Origin of the sequence: Caballeronia sp. GAWG2-1 (assembly GCF_023631405.1) — a bacterium.
GTDB lineage: Bacteria > Pseudomonadota > Gammaproteobacteria > Burkholderiales > Burkholderiaceae > Caballeronia.
This window is the reverse complement of sequence record NZ_JALQDD010000018.1, coordinates 15347-28269: the sequence shown is the minus strand read 5'-3', so window position 1 is coordinate 28269 and position 12923 is coordinate 15347. Positions and strand designations below refer to the sequence as shown.

Here is a 12923-nt window from a genome sequence, read left to right as displayed (position 1 = left end):
TAGGGGATGGCTGGTGTTCGCTCGCGCCGCTTGCAGCCGGCGCGAAGCCCCAAGCTCGTGCGACGCCAGGACGCAGCGCCGCGCTCAATCGAAGTACTTTGCCAGCTCGGCGGCGCGCGCTTCGAGTTCCTCTTGCGACAATGCATGCGTCTCGGCAGCCGCTTCGCGATTTCGTTCGGCGGCGGCAATGGCCGCGTGCCGCGAAGTATTGTCGTGATGCAGATGGAACAGCGACGCGTTTGCATCGGGCACGGAATGCCAGCGAACGCCGAGCCGCACCGCGCGCGTGAGCAGGTCGTCATCTTCGCCGCCCCAGCCAATGAAGCGCGGATCGTAGCCGCCGACGCGCATGTAATCCGAGCGTTTTATGAGCACGATGGCGCCCGGCGTATTCGCATAGAGAATTTCCATTTCTTCGGGCCGGTCGCTTTCGAGAAACGGTTTTAGTATTGCGTAATCTCCGGAAGCAATGAATGCATCGCGATAAACACCCGTAACGTTAATCACGTTCGTGAATGGGCAAAGTGCGTCGCTTGCCGTTCCATGACGAATTGCGTTGATGCAAAGCGGCAGATAATCCGGGTTGGAAATCATGTCCGCGTCATGGAAACAAATGATGTCGCCGGTGCACATTCGCGCGCCCAGATTGCATAGGCGCGCCTTTGGAAAGGGGCCGTTGTCGCATACGAAGACATGCCTGATCTTTTTGTCGCCAAGGCCCGACCAGTGGAAGGTGGGCGTGGCATCGGCTTCGATGAGATAAACCGTGTAGTCGGAATAAGTCGAATCGAGATGGCGCAATATGCCGCGCAGATTTTCACGCCGCTCTAGCGTGGAACCGCGGTAGGTCATGATGAATTCCAGACCGTTTAGCGATATGAGGCTTTTCTCAATCATGGTGCTTTATTTCCGCTGTAAACCTATTCAATCGATGCCGCGAACTTGGGCAATGACTCCTTAGAGTATCGCCCTTAAATCAGCGTGGCTAAAGCGGTCATTTTACCGGCCCGGCATATTTTCATTTTTAAGCTTAGTCGCATAAATCGTTCAAGGAAACGCACTTGCCATCGCCAACCTGGCCCCCTAAACTCGACCGCTAACGGCGCGCGGCGCCGGTTCAAACGCAATCAAAGGGGCGCGGTAGCTGATGGGCTGGACGGGCTTGATCTTTTTGGGCGCGGTAATCGGCGCGACGGGTTGGTGGCTGCATCCGCTGCGGCGCGCGGGGCGCGTGGGCACAGGCGCGGCGGGGCGCATCTGGACGGCCATCGTCGCGGGCATATTGGCGATAATCGTCGCGCGCATGTTCGGCAATATCATCAACCTGTATCACGACGGCGATACGCTCGAATGGTTCGCGTGCACGGTGTTCGCGCTCGTCGTCGTGACGGTGACAGTCAGCCTTGCCGCGCGTCGCTAAACCCGCGCTCGCCGGCGCTTCCTCACGCATTCCATGCAGGTGACTTCATGAACGACCGCATCGCACATTCCGCCATTCCCGACGCAGCCGAGTTCGCCCGGCGCATTGAATCGCTGCGCGGCCAGATGGCGCTCGACAATCTTGCCGCCGTGCTGATTCCGTCGGCAGACCCGCATCTTTCCGAATATCTGCCGGAGCGCTGGCAAGGGCGGCAATGGCTGTCCGGCTTCACCGGTTCGGTCGGCACGCTCGTGGTGACGGCGGATTTCGCGGGCGTCTGGGTGGACAGCCGCTATTGGACGCAAGCCGAGGCGCAACTGGCGGGCACCGGCATCGCGCTCATGAAGATGATGGGCGGCCAGCAAACCGCGCCGCACGTCGAATGGCTGGCGGCGCATGTCGATTCGGGCGATGTCGTTGGCGTCGATGGCGCCGTGCTCGGCGTGGCGGCGGCGCGCTCGCTTGCGGATGCGCTGAAGGCACGCGGCATCGTACTGCGCACGGATGTCGATCTGCTCGATTCCATCTGGCCGACGCGTCCCGGTTTGCCTGACGCGCCCATCTACGAACATGCCGCGCCGCACGCCAGCGTGAGCCGCGCGGACAAACTCGCCCAGGTGCGCGAAGCCTTGCGCGCAAAAAACGCGCAGTGGCACTTCGTGTCCACGCTCGACGATCTCGCGTGGATCTTCAATCTGCGCGGCGGCGATGTCAGCTACAACCCCGTGTTCGTCGCGCACGCGTTGATCGGCACTGACGACGCGACGATCTTCATCGCCGATGGCAAGGTGTCGGCCGAGCTCGAGGAATGGCTCGCGCGCGACAACGTGCGCGTCGCGCCTTACGCCGATGCGCCCCGCGCACTCGCCGCGCTGCCCGCCGGCGCCACGCTCCTGATCGACCCGCGCCGCATCACGCATGGTTTGCTGGAGCAAGTGCCCTCGGCGGTGACGATCGTGGAAGGCGTGAATCCGTCCACCTTCGCGAAGTCGCAAAAGACGGCGGCGGAAGCCGAGCATATCCGCGCGACGATGGAACAGGACGGCGCGGCGCTCGCCGAATTCTTCGCCTGGTTCGAAAATGCGCTGGGCCGCGAGCGCATTACGGAACTCACCATCGACGAAAAGCTCACGGCGGCGCGCGCGCGGCGTCCGGGCTTCGTGACGCTGAGCTTCGGCACTATCGCGGGCTTCAATGCCAACGGCGCGATGCCGCACTACCGCGCAACCGAAGCGTCGCATTCGGTGATAGAAGGCAATGGCTTGCTCTTGATCGATTCGGGCGGACAGTATGTGAGCGGCACGACGGACATCACACGCGTGGTTCCCGTCGGCGAGATCACGGCTGAACACAAGCGCGATTTCACCATCGTGCTGAAAGGAACGATGGCGCTGTCGCGCGCACGCTTTCCGCGTGGCATCCGTTCGCCAATGCTCGATTCCATCGCGCGCGCGCCTATCTGGGAAGTAGGCGCGGACTACGGCCACGGGACCGGGCACGGCGTCGGCTACTTTCTGAACGTGCATGAAGGCCCGCAGGTCATCTCGCACTACGCGCCCGCCGAAAGCTGGACGGCGATGGAAGAGGGCATGATCACGTCCATCGAGCCGGGGATCTATCGGCCGGGCAAGTGGGGCATTCGCATCGAGAATCTGGTGCTGAACCGGAGCGCGGGCAAGACCGAATTCGGCGATTTCCTCGACTTCGAAACGCTCACGCTCTGCCCTATCGATACCCGCTGCATCGACCTGGCCTTGCTGCGCGAGGACGAGCGTGCGTGGCTCAACGCGTATCACGAGGAAGTGCGCCGGCGCGTGTCGCCGCATGTGTCGGGCACGGCGTTGGCGTGGCTCGAAAAACGCACGCAGGCTATCTGATCCGAAAACAAGAGGGAGCAGCAAAACCATGACCATCAAGGCAGTCGTTTTCGACTTCGGCGGCGTGTTGATCGACTGGGACCGCGAGTATTTGTACCGGCAACTGATTCCGGACGAAACCGAGCGCCGCTGGTTTCTCGACAACGTCTGCAAGATGGATTGGGTCGTGCAGCAGGACGGCGGGCAGACCATAGAAGAAGGCACCGCCGAACTGATCGCGCGCTATCCCGATCACGAAGCGCTGATTCGCGCGTTCTATGCGCGCTGGCACGAGATGGTGTCGGGCGTGCTGGAAGAGGGCGTGGCGCTCGTCGACCGGCTGGACGCGGAAGGCGTGCCGCTATTTGGCCTGACGAACTGGTCGGCGGAGACGTTCCCGTATGCATGGGAACGCTTCGACGTGTTGCGGCGGTTTCGCGAGATCATCGTTTCGGGGCGCGTGGGAATCGTCAAGCCCGACCCGCAGATTTTCGCGTTGATGCGCGCGGAGATCGAAAAGCATCTCCCGGGCATTCAGCCGCACGAACTCGTCTTCATCGACGACAACGCGAAGAACGCGCAGGCCGCCACGGATCTCGGCTGGCACGGCATCCACTACACGGGCGCGATGGAAACCGAAACGAAGCTGCGCGCGCTCGCCGTGCCTATCTGACGCTTACTGACCGAGCAAACTCTTGAGCGCGTTGCCAATACCGCGCACGGTATCGCCCGTGCCTTTGGCCACGCCTTCGACGCTCACACCGAGCGCCTTTGCAAAACCGGCGGCGAGTTTCTTCGACAGACTTTCCTGCAGCGAAAACTTCGGATCGCGCAGATCGCCGTCGAGCACGAAGTCGAGCTTGATCTGATCCTTGCGGTCTTTCAGCGCGGCGACAGCGGCTTTCGTCGGAATGGAGAGGAAGGTGTCGAGTCCGTTGCCGGTGTCGCTGATCTGCAAGTGATTCAGCGTGAGCGTGCCGGGCGCGTGAATGCGGTAATCGTGGATGTTCGCGTCCACGGTGAGGTCGATGGTCCCGCCCGTCAGCGCCGCACGCGCGCCGGCCTTTTTCAGCAGATACGGGTCGAGCGACGCGATATCCACGCCGCTCAGCACGGCGCGCGTCTGCGAATCCTTGTTGGCGATGACCATCCAACCGCCCCACGAAACCGTTCCCGTATGCGACGGACCCTTGATCGAACCGGACATCGACAGATTGGTGCGGTCGGTGAGCGCGGGGAGATGCAGATGGTCGATGGTCGCGCGCGAATCGCTGATCAACACGCGATACGGCGGCTTTTGCACCGATGAATCGAAGAACTCCATCGAGCCGCGTTCGAACGACACGCGATCGATGAGCTTCTCTTCTTGCAAGCGCGCGTCTTCCTTCGCGTCGGGCTTGGCGTCGGCGACGCGCGCGGTTTCCTTGAGACCGGGCAGAATCTGCACGCGGCCATCGGCGGAACGCACGATCGACAAATAGTAGTTGTCCACGCTCACGCCATGCAGATGCACGCGGTTTCGCAGCGCTTCGTGCATGTCGATGTCGAGCACGATGCGCTCGGCGCGCATGGCGTCGCTCGCGGGCCAGTCCTGCGGGCCGCGCAGACGCACGCGCGACAGTGTGACGTGGCCGAAGCCGACATCGATCTCTTCGGCCGAGCCGTTCGGCCCGAGCGTTTCGAGAATGCGCTCCTTCATCTGATGCGCGACGAAGAGCCACCCGCCAACCGCCACGACGATGATCGCCACGACGATTCCGACTGCCCAAAGCGCTCCCCGTTGCGCTTTCGATCGCGCCATCTGCTATGTCTCCCGAATACTGGTTCTGCCTGAGGCTCACTCGGCGGTAAGCCGTTTCGCGTGCATCGTTTTTTTAAGTGAGCGCGTACTTTTCAGCCTCTGTCGCGCCGCTAGCGTGTCGCAAAGATGCCGTGAAGACTGGCGGCGACGTGCCTCAGACAGTCGCCGCATTCGTGTCCGATGTCGGTGCGCGCGCGCGCATAGGCACGCGCGTTCCTCGTCTCATCCGTTCACGCAAAGGATCAGCGCGTGATCGGCTTGTAGCGCAGACGCTTCGGCCTCGCGGCTTCTTCGCCGAGCCGCTTGCGCTTGTCGGCCTCGTATTCCTGATAGTTGCCGTCGAAGAACTCGACGTGCGAGTCGCCTTCGAACGCGATGATGTGTGTGGCGATACGGTCCAGGAACCAGCGATCGTGCGAGATCACCATGACCGAGCCGGCGAATTCGAGTAACGCGTCTTCGAGCGCGCGGAGCGTTTCGACGTCGAGGTCGTTGGACGGTTCGTCGAGCAGCAAGACGTTGCCGCCCGCAATCAGCGTTTTCGCCAGATGAAGACGTCCGCGTTCGCCGCCCGACAGATTGCCGACGAGCTTCTGCTGATCGCTGCCCTTGAAGTTGAAGCGGCCGATATACGCGCGCGACGGCGTTTCGTACTTGCCAACCGTGAGCACATCCGCGCCGCCGGAGATTTCCTCGAACACGGTCTTGTCGGCGCCAAGCGCGTCGCGGCTTTGATCGACATAGGCGAGCCTGACCGTCGGCCCTTGCACGATCTCGCCGGAATCCGGCTGCTCCTTGCCGGTCAGCATGCGGAACAGCGTGGACTTGCCCGCGCCGTTCGGCCCGATGATACCGACGATCGCGCCCGCCGGAATCTTCATGCTGAGGTTGTCGATCAGCAGCCGGTCGCCATACGCCTTGCTGACGTTTTTGAACTCGATGACTTCATTACCGAGACGATCGCCCACGGGAATGAAGATTTCCTGCGTTTCGTTGCGCTTCTGATATTCCTGGCTGTTGAGTTCCTCGAAGCGTGCGATGCGCGCCTTGGACTTCGCCTGACGTCCCTTCGGATTTTGGCGCACCCATTCCAGTTCCTTCTTGATGGCTTTCTGGCGGGCGGATTCGCTCGATTCTTCCTGCTTCAGGCGCTCTTCCTTCTGGTCGAGCCAGCTGCTGTAGTTGCCCTTCCACGGAATGCCGTGACCGCGGTCGAGTTCGAGAATCCATTCGGCGGCGTTGTCGAGGAAGTAGCGATCGTGCGTGACCGCGACGACGGTGCCCGGATAGCGCGTCAAGAACTGTTCGAGCCATTCGACGGATTCGGCGTCGAGGTGGTTGGTCGGTTCGTCGAGCAGGAGCATGTCGGGCTTTTGCAGCAGGAGCTTGCACAGCGCGACGCGGCGCTTTTCGCCGCCCGAAAGATGTTCGATGGTCGCGTCCCACGCGGGCAGGCGCAGCGCATCGGCGGCGACTTCGAGTTGCTGCTCGGGGCTGCCGCCGTCGCTCGTCGCGAGGATGGCTTCGTACTTCGCCTGCTCGGCGGCGAGCTTGTCGAAGTCGGCGTCGGGCTCGGCGTAAGCGGCGTAGATTTCGTCGAGCTTCTTGGTTGCCTGGAAGACATCGCCGAGACCTTCTTCGACTGCCTGACGCACGGTTTGTTGCGGATCGAGTTGCGGTTCCTGCGGCAAATAGCCGATGTTCAGATTGGGCATCGGCGTGGCGTCGCCTTCGATGTCCTTATCGACGCCCGCCATGATCCGGATGAGCGTGGACTTGCCTGAACCGTTGAGACCGAGCAGACCGATCTTCGCGCCGGGGAAGAACGAGAGTGAGATGTCTTTCAGGATCTGACGCTTCGGCGGGACGATCTTGCCGACGCGGTTCATGGTGAAGACGTATTGGGCCATGTCGATGTTGTCTGTAATGGTGTGGTGAAGAGTGCGAACGCCGGGCGCGGGCGGCTGCGTGCGGGACGCGCACGCCGCGTTATCGGCATTCGACGCGAATCGTCGGCGCGGGATGACGCGCTTCCCGGCGCGTGTGCCGCGCGGGATCGAATGTCATTGTACTTCGGGCGTGCTCAGGCTATTGCCAGCGCGCCACGCCGCCATGCCGTGAACACGTTCCGCCGTGGTGGCGGCTGAAGCTGTACGAGCCGTCGCGGCACTGCGCGGTCGCGCCTTCGGGTACCGCACCCGAACGCGAGCGAGAGGGCGCATGGATTACGTTGCCGTCGCGGTTGACGTAATGGCCATGTCTGTCGAGGTCGTTTTCGTCAGGCTGCGGGTTGAAGCTGTTCGCGTTCGCGCTCGCGCTGTTCGCGTACGCGTGCGCCGGTGTGCAAGGGATGACGCTCGCGGACAACGCAATGCAACACGTGACAGCGAGCGAACGCAGAAACGCGGGTCCTTTCATCTTCTTTTTGTCTCTCTTTATTTTTATCGGGTACCGCTCATGAAAAAAGCGGAGCCCCGTTTATCGGGCACTCCGCTTTATCATGCAAGACGATTTGACGATTCTTGACGCTTGACAGCGCTCAAACGTTGAACAGGAAATTCATTACGTCCCCGTCGTGCACGACGTATTCCTTGCCTTCGGCCCGCATCTTCCCGGCTTCCTTTGCGCCTTGCTCGCCCTTGAACGCGACGTAGTCATCGAACGCGATGGTCTGCGCGCGAATGAAGCCGCGCTCGAAATCGGTATGGATGGCGCCAGCGGCCTGAGGCGCCGTATCGCCGATATGAATGGTCCACGCGCGCACTTCCTTCACGCCAGCCGTGAAGTACGTCTGCAAGCCAAGCAACTTGAAACCCGCCCGGATCACGCGGTTCAAGCCCGGCTCGTCCATGCCCATGTCGGCGAGGAAGTCCTGCTTGTCCGCGTCGTCCAGATCGGCGATTTCCGCTTCGATTGCCGCGCACACCGCGACGACCGGCGCGTTCTCCGCGTCCGCATGCTTGCGAACGGCGTCGAGATATGGGTTGTTCTCGAAGCCGTCGTCCTTCACGTTCGCCACATACATGGTCGGCTTCGCCGTGATGAGGCAAAACGGCTTGATGAGCGCCTGCTCGTCTTCGTTCAACGAAAGCGCACGCACCGGCTTGGCCTCGTCGAGCTGCGCGCGCACCTTTTCGAGTACGGCGACGAGCTTGCCCGCTTCCTTGTCGTTGCCCGACTTCGCCGCCTTCGAATAACGCGTGAGCGCTTTTTCGACCGTCGACAGATCCGCAAGCGCGAGTTCCGTGTTGATGACGCCGATATCGTCCAGCGGATCGATCTTGCCCGCGACGTGGATCACGTTCTCGTCGTCGAAGCAGCGCACGACGTGCGTGATCGCATCCGTCTCGCGGATGTTCGCGAGGAACTGATTGCCGAGACCTTCGCCCTTCGACGCGCCCGCGACGAGACCCGCGATATCCACGAACTCGACGACGGCCGGCAGGATACGCTCGGGCTTCACGATTTCGGCGAGCGCGGTGAGGCGCGCGTCCGGCACTTCGACCACGCCGACATTCGGCTCGATAGTGCAGAACGGATAGTTCTCGGCGGCAATACCCGCCTTGGTCAAAGCATTGAATAGAGTGGACTTGCCGACGTTAGGCAAGCCGACGATGCCGCATTGGAGGCTCATGGAATCCTTCGAACTGGTGAGACGGCGCAGGCCGCGCGGGTTTCGTCAAAAGTCGCGCGCCGGGCAAAGGCTGAGTTGGCAAAAACGCCCGCCAGCGCAACGGCCGCGTCGAGCGGCCAGGCAAACCGCCATTGTACCGCCGCGCCGGGCAGCGGCGTTTCGCGCCGCCTTCCGCGACGGCCCGCCGCAGCGCCGCGCAGGCGCCAAATACGCTGCAATCCTCACGGCTATAATGGCCGGATGACTTCGCATCCCCTGACCTTTCATGCAGTTGTCGTCGGCGGCGGGCTCGTCGGCAAGACCGCTGCGCTCGCGCTCGCGCAATCCGGCTTGCGCACCGCGTTGCTCGCGCCGCAAGCTGCCGCCTTGCCCGCGGGCGCCGCGTTCGATTCGCGCATCTACGCGCTCTCGTCGAGTTCGCAGACGCTGCTCGAACGGCTGCGTGTCTGGCAAGCGCTCGATCGCACGCGGCTCGGGCCCGTCTTCGACATGCGCGTGTTCGGCGACACGCACGCGGAACTGCACTTCTCCGCGTTCCAGGCCTCGGTGCCGCAGCTCGCGTGGATCGTCGAGTCGAATCTGATCGAACAGTCGCTCGACGCCGCGCTGCGCTTCCAGCCGAGTCTGTCGTGGTTCGAATCGCGCGCGCAGGGCATGACGGTCGAGGACGATGCCGCGCACGTCACGCTTGCAAGCGGCGAGACGCTCGAAGCGGATCTGATCGTCGGCGCGGATGGCGCGCATTCTTGGGTGCGCGCGCAAATGGGCGCAAAGGTCGACCGGCGCGATTATCGGCAAACGGGCGTGGTCGCGAATCTCAAGGCGGAGCGGCCGCACGGCGAAACCGCCTACCAATGGTTCCGCGACTCGGAGATCATCGCGCTGCTGCCGCTGCCGGGCGATCACGTCTCACTCGTCTGGTCCGCGCGCACCGAACACGCCGACGAACTCCTCGCGCTCGATCCCGCGCAACTCGCGGCACAAGTCGAACAGGCCACGCAAAACATGCTCGGCACCCTCGAATGCGTGACTCCCGCGCAAGGCTTCCCGCTCGCGTTGCAAACGGTCGACAAGCTGATCGCGCCACGTGTCGCGCTTATCGGCGACGCCGCGCATCTAATTCATCCGCTAGCCGGGCAAGGCATGAACCTCGGTTTGCGCGATGTCGCCGCGCTCGCGGATGTCATCGCCAATAAAGAAGGTTTTCGCAATCTTGGCGATCCCATTTTGCTGCGCCGCTACGAACGCGCGCGCCGCGAAGACATACAAAAACTCATGTTGGCGACAGACGGCTTGCAACGGCTTTTCTCGGTGCCGGGCACGCTTGCGCGCGCGGTTCGCAATACCGGCATGGCGCTCGTGGGCGCGCAGCCACTCGTCAAGCGCTGGCTGGTTTCGGCCGCGCTCGGTTAAAGACACGCCAGGCACATACAGGAAAAGAATATGAAACGCACACTTCGAACGGCACTCGCAGCGGCCGCGGCACTCGCCGTGACACTTGGTCTCGGCTGTACGGCGCAGGCCGACCAGACCACCGACAAGATCAAGTCCACGCTCGAATCGCGCATGGGCGACGCGAACATCAAGAGTGTCGACAAGACGCCCATTCCAGGGCTCTATGAAGTGAACCTCGGCTCGCAGATCGTCTATACCGACGCCACCGGCAACTACGTGCTGATCGGCGATCTCGTCGATACGCGCAGCAGCAAGAATCTCACGGAAGCGCGGCTCTCCGAGACCAACAAGATCGACTTCGCGAAGCTGCCTTTCGAGAACGCGGTGAAAGTGGTGAAGGGCAACGGCAGCCGCAAGATCGCGGTGTTCTCGGACCCGAATTGCCCGTATTGCAAGCAACTCGAATCGACCTTGAAGTCCATCGATAACGTCACCGTGTACACGTTCCTGTATCCCGTGCTCTCGCCGGATTCGACCGCGAAGTCGAAGTCGATCTGGTGCTCGAAAGATCGCGCGATGAGCTGGGAAGGCTGGATGCTGGACCGCAAGGCGCCGACCACGGCCGCCTCGTGCGACACCACCGCCATCGACAAGAACCTGAAGCTCGGTCACACGATGAACGTGAGCGGCACGCCGACCGTGTTCCTCGCGGACGGCCGCCGTCTGCCGGGCGCCGTTCCCGCCGACCGGCTGGAGAAGGAACTTTCGACCGCGCATTGAGGCGGCCCGAACCCACGACGAGAGGCGCATGAGAGGCGCCTCTTTTGGTTTCAAAGGCGCACCGACCGCGCGCCCACAACAAGAACAAAGGACACGACATGGCAACGACTACGCTCGATCGACCGGTGCGCTACAGCATCGTTCCGAAGAACCCGGCCGCGCATATCTTCGAAGTCACGCTCACGGTCGCCGCGCCGGACCCGGCGGGACAACGCTTCATGCTGCCGGTGTGGATTCCGGGCAGCTACATGATTCGCGAATTCGCGCGCAATATCGTCACCTTGCAGGCGTTCAACGCGGCAGGGCGCAAGATCGGTATCGAAAAAATCGACAAGCACGCGTGGCAAGCCGCGCCTGCGGATGGCCCCATCACGCTGCGTTACGAGGTGTACGCGTGGGACATGTCGGTACGCGCCGCGCATCTGGATGACAGCGTCGGCTTCTTCAACGGCACGAGCGTGTTTCTCGCGGTGGAGGGGCAGTCGGCTGCGCCGTGTATCGTCGATATTCAAGCGCCGCAGGGCGGAGCGCTGCGCAACTGGCGCGTCGCCACGGCGCTTGGCGAAGCGCGTGGCACGAAGCGCCATGGTTTCGGCGCGTACGAGGCCGCGAATTACGACGAACTCGTCGATCATCCGGTGACGATCGGCGAATTCGCGCTCGGCGGTTTCACCGCGCATGGCGTGAAGCACGACATCGTGATCTCGGGACGCGTGATCGGGCTCGACATGAACCGGCTCGCGGCGGACCTCAAACGCGTGTGCGAAGCGCAGATCGCGCTCTTCGAACCGCGCACGAAGAAAGCGCCGGTGGATCGCTACGTGTTCATGACGGTCGCCGTCAGCGATGGTTACGGGGGGCTGGAACATCGCGCATCCACGGCGCTGATCTGCAATCGCGGCGACTTGCCGGTGCTTGGCCGACCCGAAGTCAGCGAAGGTTATCGCACGTATCTTGGCCTTTGCAGCCACGAATACTTCCATACGTGGAACGTAAAGCGCATCAAGCCGGCGGCGTTCGCGCCGTACGATCTGTCGCAGGAAAATTACACGTCGCTTTTGTGGCTCTTCGAAGGTTTCACGTCGTATTACGACGACCTGATCCTCGAGCGCACCGGCCTTATTTCCGCGAGCGATTACTTCTCGATGCTCGGCAAGACCATCGGCGGCGTGTTGCGCGGAAGCGGGCGGCTCAAGCAATCGGTGGCGCAGAGTTCGTTCGACGCATGGGTGAAGTACTACCGCGCCGACGAGAACGCATCGAACGCCATCGTCAGTTACTACCAGAAGGGTTCGCTCGTCGCGCTCGCGTTCGATTTGTCGATCCGCGCGCAGACTGACAACCGTAAGTCGCTCGACGATGTCATGCGTCTCTTGTGGCAGCGCTACGGACGCGACTTCTATCTCGGCAAGGCACGGGGCATCCGCGAGGACGAAGTGGAAGCGCTCTTCGCCGAGGCCACCGGCGCGGATCTGCGCTCGCTGTTCCGCGACGGCGTGCGCGGCACGCGCGACTTGCCGCTCGACGCGCTCCTCGAGCCGTTCGGCATAGCACTCGCGCCCGATCTGCCGACGAGCGGCACGGCCGGCAAGCCGTCGCTCGGCGTGCGCGTGCGTGGCAGCGCGGATTGCACGCTGGCGGTCGTGCACGACGGCAGCGCCGCGCAGAAGGCGGGGCTTTCGGCGGGCGATGTTCTCGTGGCCCTCGATGGTCTGCGTGTGACGGGATCGAATCTGGAGGCGCTGTTGTCGCGTTATCTGCCGGGTGCGAAGGTCGAAGTACACGCGTTTCGCCGCGACGAACTGCGTCGTACCGAAGTGAAGCTCGACGGCCCCGAAGTGTCGCGTTACGCGCTGACGGCTATCGACGGGCGCGGACCGTCGAAACAATGGCGCGAGCGCTGGTTGAAGGGCTGAAAGGCTGCGCCCACCGGGGATTGTCCTACTGGTGCAACGATCCTTCACGGCCGGACGGCTTTTTCCGGAACGCCGAACAACGAAGAATGCTTCCAACGCGGGCGCCGACGGCACCCGCTCC

At 62.6% G+C, this 12923-nt stretch carries 11 protein-coding genes; 6 read left to right on the top strand and 5 right to left on the bottom strand.

The window, feature by feature from the left end:
- Nucleotides 1-84: 84 nt before the first annotated feature.
- The gene (locus NCR98_RS11955) at nt 85-852 is read right to left on the bottom strand and encodes a glycosyltransferase family 2 protein (protein WP_250526297.1); all 768 of its coding nucleotides are present in this window, start codon (nt 850-852) and stop codon (nt 85-87) included.
- Between the two features lie 295 nt (nt 853-1147).
- Here NCR98_RS11955 and NCR98_RS11950 point away from each other — a divergent pair, with 295 nt between their 5' ends.
- The 3 genes from NCR98_RS11950 to NCR98_RS11940 are packed head-to-tail and all read left to right on the top strand — an operon-like array spanning nt 1148 to nt 3949.
- A complete protein-coding gene (locus NCR98_RS11950) occupies nt 1148-1420 on the top strand; it encodes a hypothetical protein (RefSeq protein ID WP_250526296.1) in 273 nt (90 codons plus the stop codon).
- A 47-nt stretch (nt 1421-1467) separates the two neighbouring features.
- Nucleotides 1468-3297, top strand: a complete 1830-nt coding sequence (locus NCR98_RS11945; protein WP_284503832.1) for an aminopeptidase P family protein — start codon at nt 1468-1470, stop codon at nt 3295-3297.
- 28 nt (nt 3298-3325) lie between these two features.
- Nucleotides 3326-3949: an HAD family hydrolase gene (locus NCR98_RS11940; protein ID WP_244826338.1), complete on the top strand. Its 624-nt coding sequence runs from the start codon at nt 3326-3328 to the stop codon at nt 3947-3949.
- A gap of 3 nt (nt 3950-3952) precedes the next feature.
- On the opposite strand, the gene NCR98_RS11935 is transcribed toward NCR98_RS11940, so the two are convergent.
- The 4 genes from NCR98_RS11935 to ychF all read right to left on the bottom strand — a co-directional run bounded on the left by NCR98_RS11935 (nt 3953) and on the right by ychF (nt 8711).
- Nucleotides 3953-5077, bottom strand: coding sequence for a DUF748 domain-containing protein (locus NCR98_RS11935; RefSeq protein WP_250526295.1), 1125 nt, complete (start codon nt 5075-5077; stop codon nt 3953-3955).
- A gap of 242 nt (nt 5078-5319) precedes the next feature.
- Entirely contained in the window at nt 5320-6987 is a 1668-nt protein-coding gene (ettA, locus tag NCR98_RS11930; RefSeq protein ID WP_244826336.1) for an energy-dependent translational throttle protein EttA, read from the bottom strand.
- Nucleotides 6988-7165: 178 nt separating this feature from the next.
- Nucleotides 7166-7495 carry a DUF3761 domain-containing protein gene (locus NCR98_RS11925; RefSeq protein WP_250526294.1) on the bottom strand — a complete coding sequence of 110 codons (330 nt, stop codon included), beginning with the start codon at nt 7493-7495 and terminating at the stop codon, nt 7166-7168.
- Nucleotides 7496-7616: 121 nt separating this feature from the next.
- Entirely contained in the window at nt 7617-8711 is a 1095-nt protein-coding gene (ychF, locus tag NCR98_RS11920; protein ID WP_244826334.1) for a redox-regulated ATPase YchF, read from the bottom strand.
- Nucleotides 8712-8951: 240 nt separating this feature from the next.
- Between ychF and NCR98_RS11915 the strand changes: the two genes are divergently transcribed.
- The 3 genes from NCR98_RS11915 (at nt 8952) to NCR98_RS11905 (ending at nt 12802) form a co-directional block, all read left to right on the top strand.
- The gene (locus NCR98_RS11915; protein WP_250526293.1) at nt 8952-10124 is read left to right on the top strand and encodes a UbiH/UbiF family hydroxylase; all 1173 of its coding nucleotides are present in this window, start codon (nt 8952-8954) and stop codon (nt 10122-10124) included.
- Nucleotides 10125-10154: 30 nt separating this feature from the next.
- Nucleotides 10155-10886 carry a DsbC family protein gene (locus NCR98_RS11910; protein WP_244826332.1) on the top strand — a complete coding sequence of 244 codons (732 nt, stop codon included), beginning with the start codon at nt 10155-10157 and terminating at the stop codon, nt 10884-10886.
- A 98-nt stretch (nt 10887-10984) separates the two neighbouring features.
- The gene (locus NCR98_RS11905) at nt 10985-12802 is read left to right on the top strand and encodes a M61 family metallopeptidase (RefSeq protein ID WP_250526292.1); all 1818 of its coding nucleotides are present in this window, start codon (nt 10985-10987) and stop codon (nt 12800-12802) included.
- The last annotated feature ends 121 nt before the right edge of the window (nt 12803-12923 follow it).